Source organism: Jatrophihabitans sp. YIM 134969 (assembly GCF_054456675.1).
This window is the reverse complement of record NZ_JBTJEQ010000016.1, coordinates 26,289-41,697: the sequence shown is the minus strand read 5'-3', so window position 1 is coordinate 41,697 and position 15,409 is coordinate 26,289. Positions and strand designations below refer to the sequence as shown.

The 15,409-nt window shown below is 71.0% G+C and carries 14 protein-coding genes; 1 reads left to right on the top strand and 13 read right to left on the bottom strand.

Annotation, left to right across the window (positions count from 1 at the left end; genetic code table 11):
- Positions 1 to 48: 48 nt before the first annotated feature.
- From nuoK to ACXR2U_RS10460, 12 genes are all read right to left on the bottom strand, one after another.
- Complete coding sequence (gene nuoK / locus ACXR2U_RS10515) at positions 49 to 348, bottom strand: NADH-quinone oxidoreductase subunit NuoK (protein WP_458824965.1); 300 nt, start codon at positions 346 to 348, stop codon at positions 49 to 51.
- The gene (locus ACXR2U_RS10510; protein ID WP_458824964.1) at positions 345 to 1,226 is read right to left on the bottom strand and encodes an NADH-quinone oxidoreductase subunit J; all 882 of its coding nucleotides are present in this window, start codon (positions 1,224 to 1,226) and stop codon (positions 345 to 347) included. The genes nuoK and ACXR2U_RS10510 overlap by 4 nt, the downstream gene beginning before the upstream one ends.
- On the bottom strand, positions 1,226 to 1,768 hold the full coding sequence (nuoI, locus tag ACXR2U_RS10505) for an NADH-quinone oxidoreductase subunit NuoI (protein WP_458825019.1): 543 nt from the start codon (positions 1,766 to 1,768) through the stop codon (positions 1,226 to 1,228). Before nuoI ends, ACXR2U_RS10510 begins: the two co-directional genes overlap by 1 nt.
- Before the next feature lie 171 nt (positions 1,769 to 1,939).
- Positions 1,940 to 3,328 carry an NADH-quinone oxidoreductase subunit NuoH gene (gene nuoH / locus ACXR2U_RS10500; protein ID WP_458824963.1) on the bottom strand — a complete coding sequence of 463 codons (1,389 nt, stop codon included), beginning with the start codon at positions 3,326 to 3,328 and terminating at the stop codon, positions 1,940 to 1,942.
- Positions 3,325 to 5,772 carry an NADH-quinone oxidoreductase subunit G gene (locus ACXR2U_RS10495; RefSeq protein ID WP_458824962.1) on the bottom strand — a complete coding sequence of 816 codons (2,448 nt, stop codon included), beginning with the start codon at positions 5,770 to 5,772 and terminating at the stop codon, positions 3,325 to 3,327. The genes nuoH and ACXR2U_RS10495 overlap by 4 nt, the downstream gene beginning before the upstream one ends.
- Before the next feature lie 3 nt (positions 5,773 to 5,775).
- Complete coding sequence (gene nuoF / locus ACXR2U_RS10490) at positions 5,776 to 7,089, bottom strand: NADH-quinone oxidoreductase subunit NuoF (protein ID WP_458824961.1); 1,314 nt, start codon at positions 7,087 to 7,089, stop codon at positions 5,776 to 5,778.
- Between the two features lies 1 nt (position 7,090).
- On the bottom strand, positions 7,091 to 8,029 hold the full coding sequence (gene nuoE / locus ACXR2U_RS10485; protein WP_458825018.1) for an NADH-quinone oxidoreductase subunit NuoE: 939 nt from the start codon (positions 8,027 to 8,029) through the stop codon (positions 7,091 to 7,093).
- A gap of 77 nt (positions 8,030 to 8,106) precedes the next feature.
- Positions 8,107 to 9,411: an NADH-quinone oxidoreductase subunit D gene (locus ACXR2U_RS10480; RefSeq protein WP_458825017.1), complete on the bottom strand. Its 1,305-nt coding sequence runs from the start codon at positions 9,409 to 9,411 to the stop codon at positions 8,107 to 8,109.
- A 14-nt stretch (positions 9,412 to 9,425) separates the two neighbouring features.
- Complete coding sequence (locus tag ACXR2U_RS10475) at positions 9,426 to 10,205, bottom strand: NADH-quinone oxidoreductase subunit C (protein ID WP_458824960.1); 780 nt, start codon at positions 10,203 to 10,205, stop codon at positions 9,426 to 9,428.
- A complete protein-coding gene (locus ACXR2U_RS10470; RefSeq protein WP_458824959.1) occupies positions 10,205 to 10,744 on the bottom strand; it encodes a NuoB/complex I 20 kDa subunit family protein in 540 nt (179 codons plus the stop codon). Before ACXR2U_RS10470 ends, ACXR2U_RS10475 begins: the two co-directional genes overlap by 1 nt.
- A gap of 11 nt (positions 10,745 to 10,755) precedes the next feature.
- Complete coding sequence (locus ACXR2U_RS10465) at positions 10,756 to 11,103, bottom strand: NADH-quinone oxidoreductase subunit A (RefSeq protein ID WP_458825016.1); 348 nt, start codon at positions 11,101 to 11,103, stop codon at positions 10,756 to 10,758.
- 117 nt (positions 11,104 to 11,220) lie between these two features.
- A complete protein-coding gene (locus ACXR2U_RS10460; RefSeq protein ID WP_458825015.1) occupies positions 11,221 to 12,501 on the bottom strand; it encodes a geranylgeranyl reductase family protein in 1,281 nt (426 codons plus the stop codon).
- Positions 12,502 to 12,718: 217 nt separating this feature from the next.
- Here ACXR2U_RS10460 and ACXR2U_RS10455 point away from each other — a divergent pair, with 217 nt between their 5' ends.
- Positions 12,719 to 13,027 carry an STAS domain-containing protein gene (locus ACXR2U_RS10455; protein WP_458824958.1) on the top strand — a complete coding sequence of 103 codons (309 nt, stop codon included), beginning with the start codon at positions 12,719 to 12,721 and terminating at the stop codon, positions 13,025 to 13,027.
- Between the two features lie 48 nt (positions 13,028 to 13,075).
- Here ACXR2U_RS10455 and ACXR2U_RS10450 read toward each other — a convergent pair whose 3' ends face one another.
- The gene (locus ACXR2U_RS10450; RefSeq protein WP_458824957.1) at positions 13,076 to 15,400 is read right to left on the bottom strand and encodes a SpoIIE family protein phosphatase; all 2,325 of its coding nucleotides are present in this window, start codon (positions 15,398 to 15,400) and stop codon (positions 13,076 to 13,078) included.
- Positions 15,401 to 15,409 lie beyond the last annotated feature (9 nt).

The window sequence follows — 15,409 nt, the reverse complement described above, 5'->3', positions numbered from 1 at the left end:
GCACGCAGTTGAACAACTGCCGGTCGAGCAGGCTATCGGGCACGTGCGTCAGTACTTCAGCAGGTTCGAGTCGTCGACGTTCGCGGAGCGTCGGGTACGGAAGATCGACATGATGATCGCGAGGCCGACGACGACCTCGGCGGCCGCCACGACCATCACGAAGAACGCGATGATCTGGCCGTCCAGGCTGCCGTTGATGCGCGAGAACGTGACGAGGGTCAGGTTCACGGCGTTGAGCATCAGCTCGACGCACATGAACACCACGATGGCGTTGCGGCGGACCAGGAACCCCACCGCCCCGATCGTGAACAGAGCGGCGGACAGCACCAGGTAGTAGGTCGGGCTCATCGCCGGCCGTCCTCCGTCTCGATCTCGGCCCCGCCTGCGACGCCCGACCCGGCGCTGTTGGGCACGTCGGACTCACTGATCGGGTGGTCGATGTAGCGGCGGCGGGTGGTCTCCGCGCCCGCCTCGGTGAACTCGTAGCCGTCACGGACCGCGGCGACGACGGAGTCCATGGTGGGCGTGCCGTCGGGCAGCATCGCCGGCGTGGCGATCGAGTCACCCGAGGCGTAGACGCCGGGGCCGGCGTGCGACTGCGGGCGGTTGGTGCGGAAGCGGGCCCGCGCCAACTGCTTCTGGGTGATCTTGGGGCCCTCGCGCTCGACGTGGGCGAGCACCATCGCGCCCATCGCCGCGACGATGAGCAGCGCCGAGGTCAGCTCGAAGACGAACAGGTACCGGCTGAACAGCAACTTGGCGATCTCGTTGACGTTCTGGCCGTTGGTGTTGGGGCCGGCGAGGTCGACCGGCTTGGTCCCGGCGACGGCCTTGCCGACACCGATCGCGACCAGCAGCGCGAAGCCGATGCCGAACAGTGCGGCCGCCCAGCGCTGGCCGCGGAGCACCTCGACCAACGAGTCCGAGGAGTCGCGACCGACCAGCATGAGGACGAACAGGAACAGGATCATGATCGCGCCGGTGTAGACGATGATCTGCACCAGACCGAGGAACGGCCCCTGCTGGATCAGGTACATCGCACCGAGACTCATCATCGTCGCGACCAGCGACAGCGCCGAGTGCACGGCGTTGCGGGCGAGCACCATGCCGATGCCACCCGCGAGCGCGACCGGGCCGAGGATCCAGAACGCGATGGCCTCCCCCAGCGGCACGTCGTTGTGCATGAGAGGTCCGTCGGCGAGCAGCGTGACGGCGGTGGCACTCATCAGTGGTGACCCCCGACCTCGATCGCGCGCCCGGTGATGGGCTTGCCGGCGACCTTGGCCGTGCTCTGCACGGCGCCTTCCTGCAGCGGGGCCTGGGCCGCCTCGACGTAGTAGGCCTTCTCGTCGTCACCCAGACGCATCGGGTGGGGCGGGGCCTCCATGCCGGGCAGCAGCGGCGCCATGAGCTGGTCCTTGGTGTAGATCAGCTGCTGGCGGTCGTCGAGCGCGAGCTCGTACTCGTTGCTCATCGTGAGCGAGCGGGTCGGGCAGGCCTCGATGCACAGACCGCAGAAGATGCACCGCAGGTAGTTGATCTGGTAGACGCGGCCGTACCGCTCGCCGGGCGAGTAGCGCTCGGTCTCGGTGTTGTCGCCGCCTTCGACGTAGATGGCGTCGGCGGGGCACGCCCACGCGCACAGCTCGCACCCGACGCACTTCTCCAGGCCGTCGGGGTGCCGGTTCAGCACGTGCCGGCCGTGGTAGCGCGGCGCCGTCGGGTAGACGTCGAACGGGTACTGCTGCGTGTAGACCTTCTTGAACATCGTCGAGAAGGTCAGGCCGAAGCCCTTCGCGAAGCCCGCGGCGGTGCCGTTGGGCTCGCCGGGCGAGCCCACGTGGACCGCGGGCGGCGTGCGCAGCGCGGGCGAGCTCTCCCGCCGGGCGGGCGTGGATCCCGACCGCTCGGCGGGGAGGTTCTCGTCGGCCATGGGGAATCAGTCCTCGTCGGTGGTGTCGTCGGACTCGGTGGTGTCGTCGCCCGTGCGGGCTCCGGCCAGGGCCTTGCGCCGCTGCTCGCGGGACAGGCCCGCCGTGGGCGACCGGGTCGCCCGGGCGCTGGCCGGCACCCGGAGGTCGAGCGGCGGGATCGGGAAGGCCGGGCCGAGCCGGGCCTCCTCGAGGTCGTCGGCCTCGGCCACGGCCTTCTTCCTCGCCTGGGCGGTCTCGTACGCCAACGTCGCCGAGATGACGATGATGACGAGCGGGACGGCGAGCACCAGCGCGCTGATGTACCACTCGGTGCCGCGGTTCTTCAGCGTCACGACGGTGGCGACGGCCATGATCGTCAGCAGGTTGATCGGGATGAGCCACTTCCAGCCCAGGCTCATGAACTGGTCGTAGCGCAGGCGGGGCAGCGTGCCACGCAGCCAGACGAAGACGAACAGGAACGCCACGACCTTGCCGGTGAACCACAGGACCGGCCACCAGCCGGAGTTCGCGCCCTCCCACAGCGAGATCGGCCACGGGGCGCGCCACCCGCCGAGGAACAACGTCGTGCCGAGCGCGGAGACCGTGACCATGTTGATGTACTCGGCCAGGAAGAACATCGCGAACTTGAACGACGAGTACTCGGTGTGGAACCCACCGACCAGCTCGGACTCGGCCTCGGGGAGGTCGAACGGGGCGCGGTTGGTCTCACCGACGATCGCGATGCAGTAGATGCAGAACGGGACGATGAGCGGGATGACGTTCCACAGGTGGTCGCTGCCCGGGCCGCCCTGGTACTGCACGATCCCCGACGTCGACATCGTGCCGGTCAGCAGGAACACGCTCACAAGCGACAGCCCCATCGCGACCTCGTACGAGATCACCTGGGCGGCACTGCGCAACGATCCGAGCAGCGGGTAGGTCGAACCCGACGCCCAGCCGGACAGGATCAGCCCGTACACGCCGAGGGCCGAGGTCGAGAGGATGACCAGCACGCCCACCGGGAGGTCCGTCAGCTGCAGGGGCGTCTTGTGTCCGAACATCGACACGACCGGCCCGAACGGGATGACGCTGAACGCGAGGAACGCCGGCACGGCCGAGAGGATCGGCGCGATGAAGTAGACCTTCTTGTCGGCGAGGAGGGGGACGACCTCCTCCTTGAAGGCGAGCTTCACGCCGTCGGCGAGCGACTGCAGGGTGCCCCACGGTCCGGTGCGGTTCGGGCCGATGCGGTTCTGCATCCGGCCGACGACCTTGCGCTCGAAGACGATCGAGAACAACGTCATGACGACGAGGAACGCGAACACCATGACGACCTTGATCAGGGTCAGCCAGAACGGCCCCTGACCGAAGTCGTCGATGGGCAGCGTCTCGCCGGCCGCGAGGTTGGTGGTCACGCCGCACCTCCCGTGACGGTCACGACGGACCCGTTGACGGCACCGAGGGTGTCGCGCACGGCGCACCCACGGGCGTTGGTGGGCACCCACACCACGGTGTCGGCGATGACGTCGACGACCGCGGGGACGGTGACCGCACCGGCCGGGCCGGCGATCGTCACCGGGTCGCCGTCGGCGATGCCGAGCTGGGCCGCGGTGCCGGACGAGATGACCGCGCGGGCGGGCTTGGCCGTCGCCGCGAGGTTGGCGTCGCCGTCCTGCATGCGGCCGGCGTCGAGCAGCTCGTGCCAGGTCGCGAGGCGCAGCGGCAGACCGCCGGTGGCCGCCGGGAGCGGCGCCAGTGGGGCCGGGGTCGCCCAGGTGCGCGGCAGCGCGGGCGAGGTGCCCTCGGGCAGCGCACGGAGTTCGGTGCGCACCGCGATCTCGTTGCCGGTGTCGAGGAAGACGTCGAGCTCGTCGGCCAGGGCGTCGAGCACGCGGGCGTCGCCCATCGCGCCGGTCGGGAGCGCGAAGCCGAACGGCCGCTCGCGACCCTCCCAGTTGACGAACCGGCCGGACTTCTCGTGGACCGAGGCGACGGGGAGGACGACGTCGGCCGCGGCCGTCACCTCGCTCTCACGCAGCTCGAGGCTGACGACGAACGGCACGGCGGCCAGCGCGACCCGGGCGAACGCGGGGTCCGCCAGGTCGCCGACCTCGACGCCGCCGATGAGCAGGCCACCCAACGAACCGTCGACCGCGGCCGAGAGCATGGCGGCGAGGTCACGGCCGGGCTCAGCCGGGACCGGCGCCTCCCAGAGCGACTCGACAGCCGCGCGAGCGGTGCTGTCGGTGACGAGACCACCGCCGGGGAGCAGGTTCGGCAGGGCGCCCGCCTCGACGGCACCGCGCTCACCGGCGCGACGCGGGATCCAGGCCAGCGTGGCTCCGGTCGACTCGGCGAGGTCGGCCGCCGCGGTGAGCGCACCCGGGGAGGTCGCGAGCCGCTCGCCGAGGAGGATGACCGCACCCGGCGCGCGCAGCGCCGTGTGGGTCGCTTCCGACAGCCCGTGCAGCACGTCGGCCTCGGCCGACGGTGCACACGGCAACAGTTCGGCGTCGAGCTTGGCCATGCCGCGCGAGAGGTACGGCGCGATGCCCAGGACGGCGGTGCCGCGCTTGATGGCCTTGCGGAGGCGGAGGAACACGATCGGCGCCTCCTCCTCGGGCTCCAGGCCGACCACGAGCACGGTCGGGGCCACCTCGAGCGAGGCGAACGAGACGCCGCCGCGGGCCGGGGTCACGCCTGCGACCTGGGCGGCCAGGAACGCGAGTTCCTCGTCGCTACCCGGCCGGGCGCGCATGTCGACGTCGTTGGTGCCGAGCGCCGTCCGCGCGAACTTCGCGTAGGCGTAGGCGTCCTCCTCGGTGATCCGGCCGCCGGGGAGCACTCCGACCCCGCCGGCGTCGACCGCCCGCCGCAGACCGGCCGCCGCGGCCTCGAGCGCCTCGGGCCAGCTCGCCTCGTGCAGTTCACCGTCGTCGCCGCGCACCTGAGGCGCGAGGATGCGGTCGGTCTGCTCGCCGCCGTGGAACGCCCAGCGGGTCTTGTCGCTGATCCACTCCTCGTTGACCGTGGCGTCCTCACCCGAGAGCACCCGGGTCACCTTGCCGCGGCGCCAGTCGACACGGACGGCCGAGCCCGACGAGTCGTGCGGGTCGATCGAGGGCGTGCTCATGAGGTCGAACGGGCGGGCGCGGAAGCGGTACGACGCACCGGTCAGCGCACCGACCGGGCAGATCTGCACGGTGTTGCCGGAGAAGTAGGACTGGAACGGCTGCTCCGAGGAGATGCCGATCTGCTGGTTGGCACCGCGCTCGAGCAGGTCGATGAACGGGTCGCCCGCGATCTCGCTCGAGAACCGGGTGCAGCGCTGGCACAGGACGCACCGCTCGCGGTCGAGCAGGACGTTCTCGCTCACCGCGATCGGCTTGGCGAACGTCCGCTTGGTCTCGAGGAACCGGGACTCGGCCCGGCCGTTGCTCATCGCCTGGTTCTGCAGCGGGCACTCGCCGCCCTTGTCGCAGACCGGGCAGTCGAGCGGGTGGTTGATGAGCAGCAGCTCCATGACGCCCTGCTGCGCCTTGTCGGCCACCTCGGAGGTCAGCTGGGTGTTGATCACCATGCCCGGCATGACCGTGGTGGTGCAGGACGCCGCGGGCTTGGGCATCCCGCGCCCGTTGCCCATGTCGGGCACCTCGACCAGGCACTGGCGGCACGCCCCGGCGGGCGCGAGCAGCGGGTGGTCACAGAAGCGCGGGATCTGGATGCCCAGCATCTCGGCGGCCCGGATGAGCAGCGTGCCCTTGGGCACCGAGATCTCCAGACCGTCGATGGTGACGGTGACGAGGTCCTCGGGCTTGGGGGGCGCGCCCGCGCCGGGGGTGTTCGCTACGGCAGTCATGTCTCAGTGGGCTCCGGCCAGCACGCGGAAGCCGGGGGCCGGCTCGCCGCTGCGGATGAGGTCGAGGTAGTCGTCGCGGAACAGCTTGAGGGAACTGGCGATGGGGCTGACGGCACCGTCGCCGAGGGCGCAGAACGACCGGCCCAGGATGTTGTCACCGACGTCGGCGAGGGTGTCGAGGTCCTCCTCGGTGCCGCGTCCCTCGAGGATGCGTTCGAGGATCTGCGCGGTCCAGTAGTTGCCCTCGCGACACGGCGTGCACTTCCCGCACGACTCGTGCTCGTAGAACTTGGTCCACTTGTAGACCGCGCGCACGACGTTGTCGCCCTCGTCGAAGATCATCAGCGCCGAGGTGCCCTGCATCGAGCCGGCCTTGGCGACCGAGTCGAAGTCGAGCGGGATGTCGAGGTGGTCGGCACCGAACATGGGGGTCGACGAACCGCCCGGCGTCCAGAACTTCAACGGCAGGTCCCGGCTCATGCCGCCCGCCATGTCGATGAGCTCGCGCAGTGTGGTGCCCATCGGCGCCTCGTACTGCCCGGGCTGCTTCACCCGGCCCGACAGCGAGTAGATGCACGAACCCGGCGAACCCTTGCTGGGGTTGTCGTCGCCGGGGGTACCCGCCACCAGCCCCGCGAACCACTCGGCGCCGCCGAGCACGATGTAGGGCACCGAGGCGAGCGAGCCCAGGTTGTTGACGACCGTGGGCGAGGCGTAGAGGCCCTCGACCGCCGGGAAGGGCGGCTTGAGCCGCGGCTGACCACGCTTGCCCTCCAGCGAGTCGAGCAGGGCGGTCTCCTCGCCGCAGATGTAGGCGCCGGCGCCGGAGTGCACGACGATGTCGCAGTCGAACCCCGAGCCGAGGATGTCGGTGCCGAGGTAACCGCGCTCGCGCGCCTCCTCGACGGCCTGGGTCATCCGGCGGATCGCGTGCGCGGCCTCGCCCCGGATGTAGACGTACGCGAGGTTCGAGCGCACCGCGTAGCAGGTGATGATGATGCCCTCGATGGCCGAGTGCGGGTCGTTCATCATGATCGGCAGGTCGCGGCAGGTGCCGGGCTCGGACTCGTCGGCGTTGACGACGACGTACTTGGGCTTCGGGTTGTCCTGCGGGATGAACTGCCACTTCACGCCGGTCGGGAAGCCCGCGCCGCCACGACCGCGCAGCCCGGAGGCCTTGACCATGTCGATGAGTTCCGCGGGCTGGTACTTCAGGGCCGCGCGCAGGCCGACGTAGCCGTCGAGCTGTTCGTAGTTGTCGATCAGCCACGGCTGCTGGGTGCCGAAGCGCTTGGTGAGCACGGGGGTCAAGGGCATGTCAGCGGTCCCCTCCGGGCGTCGCGTCGGTTCCGGCGTTCGGATCGGACTCGGAGGTCGAGGCCCCCTGGTCGTTGGCGCTGGTCCCACGGCCGTCGCCGCCGGAACCGCCGTACTGGGCACCGGTCTGCGGCGCGGGGGCGGAGCCCGACGACCCCGACGTGTCATCCCGGCCGGAACCGTTGTTGCCTGCACCGTTGGCGCGACGACGCGGAGCGCCCTCGACCTCGGCCCGCGCCGCAGCGACCTGGTCGCTCTCCTGGTAGCCCGGCGCACTCTCGCCCCGGGCGGTCGCGAGCTTGACACCGATCTCGGTGGGGACGCCCGCTGCCGAGGCGGTGCGCGCCTCGGGTCGCGGGTCACCCAGACCCGCGATCTGGCGCGAGGTCTCCTTGAACGAGCACAGCGGCGCACCGCGGGTCGGCAGCGGCCGGTTGCCGGCGCGCAGCTGCGAGATCAGCTCGCGGGTGGAGTCGACCGTCTGGTTGTCGAAGAACTCGTAGTTCACGGTGACGACCGGCGCGTAGTCGCACGCGGCCAGGCACTCGGCGTGCTCGAGGGTGATGGTGCCGTCCTCGAGGGTCTCGTTCATCCCGATGCCGAGCTCGTCGCTGACCGTCTCGTAGATGTCGTCGCCACCCATGAGCCCGCACAGGGTGTTGGTGCAGACGCTGACGAGGTACTCGCCGACCGGCTTGCGCTTGTACATCGTGTAGAACGTCGCGACCGCGGCGACCTGCGCCTTGGTGATGCCGAGGACCTCGCTGCAGAAGGCGATGCCGTCGGGGGTGATGCAGTCCTGGACCGACTGCACGAGGTGCAGCAGCGGCAGCAGCGCCGAACGCTCGCGGCCCGCGGGGTAGCGGGCCGCCAACGCGCGGGCGTCCGCCCAGACCGACGGCTCGAACACCGAGGCGTCGCCCGGGCGATCCAGCTGCATGACCGTGGTGCGGTGGTTCGTGGTGCGGTCCAGGCCCTCGCCGCCGCCGACGGTGGCGGTGAGTGCGCGGTCGGTGGTCATCGGTCGCATCCCCCCATGACGGGATCGATCGAGGCGACGGACGCGATGACGTCGGCGACCATGCCACCGACCGACATCGCCGGCGCCGCCTGCAGGTTGATGAAGGAGGGTTCGCGCAGGTGCACGCGGTACGGGCGGGTGCCGCCGTCGGAGACGATGTGGGCGCCGAGTTCACCGCGGGGGCTCTCGATCGCCTGGTACACCTGCCCCGGCGGGACACGGAAGCCCTCGGTCACGAGCTTGAAGTGGTGGATGAGCGACTCCATCGAGCCGTTCATGATCTTCTGCACGTGGGCGAGGGAGTTGCCCAGGCCGTCCGGGCCGAGCGAGAGCCGCGCGGGCCAGGCGATCTTGGGGTCGTCGACCCAGACCGGTCCGGGCTCGAGCCGGTCGAGCACCTGCTCGACGATCTTGAGCGACTCGTGCATCTCCGCGACGCGGACGAGGAACCGCGCCCAGGAGTCACCGCGGTCGTCGGTCGGGATCTCGAAGTCGAAGGTCTCGTAGCCGAGGTACGGGTCGGTCTTGCGGAGGTCCCAGGGCAGACCTGCGGCGCGCAGCAGCGGACCGGTGACGCCAAGCTGCAGGCAGCCCTCGACCCCGATCCACCCGACGTCCTTGAGCCGCTGCACCCAGATCGGCTGCCCGCGCAGGAGCTTGTCGACCCCGGCGAGCTCCTCGCGCATGAGGCCGAGCCACTCCTCGATCTTCTCCACGCCGTTCTCGGGGAGGTCCTGCGCGACGCCGCCGGGCCGCACGTACGCGTGGTTCATCCGCAGGCCGGTGATGGCCTCGAGGACGTCGAGGCACTTCTCGCGGGCGCGGAAGCCGTTGGTCATGGCGGTGAGCGCGCCCATCTCCATGCCGCCGGTGGCGAGCCACACCCAGTGCGAGGAGACGCGGTTGATCTCCATCATCAGGATGCGGATGAGCTTGGTGCGCTCGGGCACCTCGACGCCGAGCAGGCGCTCGACACCCATCGAGTAGACGGTCTCGTTGAAGATCGGCGAGAGGTAGTCGGCGCGGGTCAGGAACGTGACGCCCTGGGTCCACGTGCGGTACTCAGTGTTCTTCTCGATGCCGGTGTGCAGGTAGCCCACGACGATGCGGGCGTCGGTGACGGTCTCGCCCTCGAGCTCCAGCACCAGCCGGAGCACGCCGTGGGTCGACGGGTGCTGCGGCCCCATGTTGAGGACGATGCGTTCCTCGTTGATGGGGTCGGTGCCGATGACCTCGTCCCAGTCACCGCCGGTGACGGTGAAGACGCGACCCTCGGTGGTCTCGCGACTCCCCGCGTACATGTCCTCGGACGTCGTCACTTGTAGGCCCTCCGCTCGTCCGGCGGCGGGATGCTCGCGCCCTTGTACTGGACCGGCACACCACCCAACGGGTAGTCCTTGCGCTGCGGGTGACCCGGCCAGTCGTCCGGCATCATGATCCGCGTCAGGCCGGGGTGACCGTCGTAGACGATCCCCAGCAGGTCCCAGGTCTCGCGTTCCTGCCAGTCCGCCGTGGGGTAGACGGAGGTCACGCTCGGCACGTGCGGGTCGGACTCCGGCACCGCGACCTCGAGCCGGATCCGGCGCCGCCACGTCATCGAGGTCAGGTTGACGACCGAGTGGAACCGCTTCTCGCTGCCGAGGTAGTCGACACCCGAGAGGTTCGAGAGCAGCTCGAAGCGCAGGAACTGGTCGTCGCGCAGGGCCTTGCACAACCCCACGAGGTGCTCGCGCGCCACGTACAGCGTGAGTTCGCCGCGGTCGACGACGACGCGGTCGACCGCGGCGTCGTACTCGGGGTAGGCGGCGATGAGGGCGTCGACGACGGCGTCGAAGTAGCTGCCGTACGGCCGCTCGGCCGCCGGGGCGGTCCATGGTTCGCGGACCAGGCGGGAGAAGCCGGTGGTGTCGCCGTAGCCCTGCACGCCGAACGAGCCGTGACGCTCACGGCCGAACGTCGCCTCGTCGGCTCCGCGGTCGTGGTCGACCTGGACCGGGGTCGGCAGGTCCGTGGCCACGGCGTCCTTCGCGGCCGCCGTCGGCGTGACGGCCGCCTGCGAGTTGGTCGTCCCGTCCTGGGGGTTGCCGGTCGACATCAGCGGGCGTACTTGTAGCTCGAGGGGACCAGCTCGACGTCCTGGTCGCGCAGGGTCTTCGCGCGGCGGGGGCCGAGCGGCTCGTTCTGGATCTTGTGGTGCAGCTTGAGGATCGCGTCGATCAGCATCTCCGGCCGCGGCGGACAGCCGGGCAGGTACATGTCGACCGGGACGACGTGGTCGACACCCTGGACCACCGCGTAGTTGTTGAACATGCCGCCCGAGCTCGCGCAGACGCCCATGGCGAGGACCCAGCGGGGCTCGGCCATCTGGTCGTAGATGGTGCGCAGGACCGGCGCCATCTTCTGCGTCACGCGGCCGGCGACGATCATGAGGTCGGCCTGGCGCGGCGAGGGGCGGAAGACCTCCATGCCGAACCGCGCGGAGTCGTACCGCGGGGCGCCGAAGGTCATCATCTCGATGGCGCAGCAGGCGAGGCCGAACGTGACCGGCCACAACGACGACTTACGGGTCCAGTTGACGACTGCCTCCACCGAGGTGAGCAGCACGCCTTCCGGGAGTTTCTCCTCGAGTCCCACGGTTTCCTACCTCAGTCCCAGTCGAGTCCACCGCGTCGCCACACGTACATGTAGACGATGAACACGGTGACGATGAAGATGACCATCTCGACGAGCCCGAACAGGCCCAGCACCCCGTTGGCGACCGCGTACGGGTACAGGAAGATGATCTCGATGTCGAAGACGATGAACAGCATCGCCGTCAGGAAGTACTTGATCGGGAACCGCTGCGGACCGACCGGCTGTGGCGTCGGTTCGATGCCGCACTCGTAGGAGTCGAGCTTCACCCGGTTGTACCGCTTCGGGCCGGTGAAGGGCGCGATGCCCACCGAGAAACCCGCGAAGCCGAACGCGAGGACGAACAGCAGCACGATCGGCATGTACGGGGCGATGGGCACTGCCTGTCCTCCTCCGGGGATGGGGCCTGCTCGAGCGCTACGAGGCTAGCTCCGGGGTGCCGCCCCGGACGGGATAAGGGTCGCCTTACCTGGAAACGGTCACCGCACCGCCGGGGTGATCTTCGTGAGCACCTCGATGGCGCGGTCGGACAGGTCACCACCGTGCGGGTCGTGGAGGTTCGCCAGCAGTTTGAGCACGAACCGCATGAGGCCCGGGTGCGGCAGACCGTGCCGGGTGCACGCGCGCATCACCGCGGGGTTGCCGATGAGCTTCACGAACACCCCGCCGAGGCGGTAGTAGCTGCCCCACTCGGCCGCCATCGCCGCGGGGTAACCTGCGAACGCCTTCTCCCGGCTGCTGCCCTCGGGCCGGCCCAGCGCCTGCACGACCGCCTCGGCCGCGAACTTGCCGGACTCCATCGCGTACGGGATGCCCTCGCCGTTGAACGGGTTGACCGACCCGCCGGAGTCGCCGACCAGCATGAGACCGTCGCGGTAGTGCGGCGTCCGGTTGAAACCCATCGGCAGGCCCGCGCCGCGGGTCGGGCCGGTGGCGTTGGCCTCGCGCAGTCCCCACTCCTCGGGCGTGTTGTCGAGCCAGGTGGTGAGCAGCGCGCGGTAGTCGGTCTTCTGGAAGCCCGCGCTCGAGTTGAGCACGCCGAGCCCGACGTTGACCGTGCCGTCGCCCATGCCGAAGATCCAGCCGTAGCCGGGCAGCAGCTTGGCGTCGTCGGCGCCGGGCGGGCCGTCCCAGAGTTCGAGCCAGGACTCGAGGTAGTCGTCGTGGGTGCGCGGGCTCTCGTAGTAGCGGCGCACGGCCACACCCATCGGGCGCTTGTCGTCGCGGTTGATGCCGCGCTTGAGCGCCATCCGGCCGGACACGCCGTCGCAGGCGACGACGATGGGCGCGGTGATCTCGAACGGGCGCTTGTCCGGACCCTGCTTACCGCTGACCCCGACCACGCGGCCGGTGGCGTCCTCGAGCGGGTCGCCGACCGTGCCCTCTTGGTACAACCGGGCGCCGGCGGAGACGGCCCGACCGGCCAGCAGCGAGTCGAGGTCGGCGCGCGGGCGGACCAGACCGTAGGAGGGGAACGACGTCAGCTCGGGCCAGTCCAGGTGCAGCCGCAGTCCACCGCCGACCACGCGCAAGCCCTTGTTGTGCAGCCAGCCCGCCTCCTCGGAGACGTCGACGCCCATGTCGAGGAGCGCCCGGGTGCCGCGCGGGGTGAGGCCGTCGCCGCAGACCTTCTCGCGAGGGAACCGGCTCTTCTCGACGAGCGCGACGTCGAGGCCCGCCTGCGCCATCCAGTACGCGGCGGCGCTGCCGGACGGCCCCGCCCCCACGACGACGACGTCGGCGGTGCTGCGCTCGGGCAGATCGGCGCTGGGCAGTGCGGCGCTGGGCCGTGCGGTGCCCTCCGGCGCGGAGTCGGGCGTCGCCCCCGCCGTGCCGGAGATCGGGGCGGTGGTGGTCACGTCCCCGAGGTTACGCGCGCTCGTGAACGTGTTCACAAGCTGCGGGGCCCGGCGTCGTGGGCCCGCGGGACGGCCTCGTCCGCGCACGAGCGGGTGCGCCGTGGTTGAATCCGTCGCCGTGGAACTGACACGCGACGACGTGGACGGGGCCGTCGTGATCGCCGTCGCGGGCGACCTCGACATCGCCACCGCCGACCACCTGTTCCGGGACGCCCACGAGGCCCTCCGGTCCCGCGAGGGCTCGACGCTCGTCCTCGACCTGTCCGGGGTCTCGTTCCTCGACTCGAGCGGCATCGGGACCCTGGTCGAGTTGCGCAACGTCGCCACCGACACCGGGGGTCAGCTGGTGCTGCGCCGCCCGAGCGCACGCACCCGGCGGCTGCTGGAGATCACCGCCCTCGACACCGTCTTCACCATCGACGCCTGAGGCGCCACCGGCTCGCGCCTCCCGGCTCCGGGAGCTCGCTGCTGAGCCTCAGGCGCGGACGCGTGCCGCCAGGGCCGTGGTGTCGTCGCTGCCGTCGCCGACCCCGGCCTGGACCACCCCGCCGAGCCAGCCGTCGAGCAGGCCCGGGTCGGGACGACGCTGCTCCACCAGCGCCAGCAGGGTCGCCATCGTGGTGTCGATCGCGGTGTCACGCCGCTCCACCAGGCCGTCGGAGAACGTCAGCAGGGTGTCGCCCGGCTCCAGGGCGACGACGGTGGGCTGCAGCGCGGCCGCGAGTTGCACCCCGAGCGGCGGGCGGGTCGCGGTCTGCAACGCCCGCGCCGGCGCGGTCGGGTCGGCCGGGACCAGGACCGGGGGCAGGTGCGCCGCGCCGAGCACCGACACCTCGCTCGCCACCGGGTCGATCTCGACGATGGCGCAGGTCGCGATCGTGCGGCGCATGAGCGTGGCCACGGCGCGGTCGAGGCGGTCCAACGCCTCCCCCGGCGGTGTGCCGTCGAGCAGGTAGGTGCGCAGCGAGGTCCGGATCTGCGCCATGGTCGCGGCGGCGTCGAGGCCGTGACCGCTGACGTCGCCGACGACGAGCGCGTACCGGCCACTCGCGGTCGGGACGACGTCCCACCAGTCGCCGCCGAGGATGCCCGACTCCGACGGGTTGTAGCGGGTCGCGAGGTCGACCCCCGGGATCGTCGGCGCGACCGGCATGACCAGTGCACGCTGCAACGACTCGGCCACGAACAGCTGGTCACGGGCCCGCCGGACCCGGATGCGGTCGACGAACTGGCGCAGCGTGTCCGCGGCGTCGACCTGAGGGGGCTGCCACGGGGTGCTGCGTCCCCGCTCGACCTCCTGCCACTGCGCGAACGACTCGCGGGGGCCGTAGGTCGGCAGGTCACCGTCGCGGGTGGGCGGGTGCACGACCTTGACCGTCGGCTCGCCACCCCACGTGACGGCGCGGGCGAGTTCGTGGCGCAGCGCGAGCAGCCAGCGGCCGTCGCCGAGGTCGACGACCATCGCGCCGGCGTACGAGGGGTCGAGGTCCGGGTCGAGCGCTGCGAGGCCGTCGGACGTGACGACCGGGTCGTCCGGCACCGTGCGCCGCAGCAGGTCCACGATCCGCTCCGCGAGGTCGGGGGCGACGGGCGCGCCGAACGTCTGCCGTGAGGGGGTGTCGTCGACGACCACCTCCACCACCAACGAGTCCGCCTCGAACAGCTCGCGCATCTCCTCGGCCGCGAGCACGAGCGCGACGTCGAGCGTGGTGTCGTCGTGACTGATGCGATCGGTCAGCGCCGCGACCCGCTGCTGCGCACGCAGTTCGGCCTCGCGGCGGTCGGCCTGCTCCCGGTCGTCGATGGCCGACGACGCGACCTGGGCGAGGAACTCGGCGGCGGACCGGGCGTCGAACGAGGGCCGGTGCGGGCTGTTGTGGTGGCAGGCCACCAGGCCCCAGAGCCGGCCGTCGATGACGAGCGACAGCGACATCGACGCGTGCACGCCCATGTTGGCGAGGTACTGCAGGTGCACCGGCGAGACGCTGCGCAGGGCGGCCCGCGAGAGGTCGATGGGCGCGCCGGTGGCCGGGTCGTGGTCCGGCACCAGCGCGCTGGGCGTGTAGGTGGCGTCGGCGATGAGCCGGGTCCAGTTGCGGACGTACAGCTCCCGCGCCTGGGCCGGGATGTCGCTGGCCGGGTAGTGCAGGCCGAGGTAGGGCTCCTGCTCCGGCAGGCACCGCTCGGCGACGACCTCGCCGTTCCAGTTCGCGTCGAAGCGGTAGACCATGACGCGGTCGAAGCCGGTCAGCGCGTGGACCTCGGCGGCGAGCACGTCACAGAGCGTGGTGATGCTGCCCGCGGCGGTGATCCGGGCGAGCGCCTCCCGGGCGGTGCGGTAGGACATCGCGCCGGCACCGAGGGCGTCGAGCACCGGTTCGAGTTCGACCACCCGCATCCCGGTCGAGCGGTGCACGAGCACGTCGACCTCGGCACCCGCGAGCATGCCGAGCCCCCCGCCGTCGGAGGCCGTGGGCAGGCGCAACCGCAGCGGTCCGCCGACCCCCTCGGGATCGGCCGGGTTCATCGCCGACAGGACGCTCGCGAGCTGACCCGGGCCGATGACCGTGGCGGCGTCGACCCCGTGCAGGGACGCGACCGAGCGGCCGAGGAGGGTGTCGACGTTGTCCGAGACGACGACGATCCGGTTCTGCTCGTCCAGGCCGAGCAGGACCCCGTGCGGCTGGATCGACCCCGGGACCCTGATCGGCTCGCGGGCGCAGACGTCGTCGGCGCTGCCGGGCTCGGGGGCGAGCGCGGCGGCACCGGTGTCAGGGACGGCCGAGGGCGGCGGGGGCACCCACCGAAC

Bases quoted from the DNA above. Each gene is read 5' to 3' on its own strand.
- ACXR2U_RS10465 (WP_458825016.1), bottom strand. From the start codon at position 11,103: ATGCCGATCGTGCTGCTGTTCGTCCTCGCGTTCGGCTTCGCGGGTTTC.
- ACXR2U_RS10510 (WP_458824964.1), bottom strand. From the start codon at position 1,226: ATGAGTGCCACCGCCGTCACGCTGCTCGCCGACGGACCTCTCATGCAC.
- nuoK (WP_458824965.1), bottom strand. From the start codon at position 348: ATGAGCCCGACCTACTACCTGGTGCTGTCCGCCGCTCTGTTCACGATC.
- ACXR2U_RS10495 (WP_458824962.1), bottom strand. From the start codon at position 5,772: ATGACTGCCGTAGCGAACACCCCCGGCGCGGGCGCGCCCCCCAAGCCC.
- ACXR2U_RS10475 (WP_458824960.1), bottom strand. From the start codon at position 10,205: ATGTCGACCGGCAACCCCCAGGACGGGACGACCAACTCGCAGGCGGCC.
- nuoE (WP_458825018.1), bottom strand. From the start codon at position 8,029: ATGCAGCTGGATCGCCCGGGCGACGCCTCGGTGTTCGAGCCGTCGGTC.
- nuoI (WP_458825019.1), bottom strand. From the start codon at position 1,768: ATGTTCAAGAAGGTCTACACGCAGCAGTACCCGTTCGACGTCTACCCG.
- nuoF (WP_458824961.1), bottom strand. From the start codon at position 7,089: ATGCCCTTGACCCCCGTGCTCACCAAGCGCTTCGGCACCCAGCAGCCG.
- ACXR2U_RS10480 (WP_458825017.1), bottom strand. From the start codon at position 9,411: ATGTACGCGGGGAGTCGCGAGACCACCGAGGGTCGCGTCTTCACCGTC.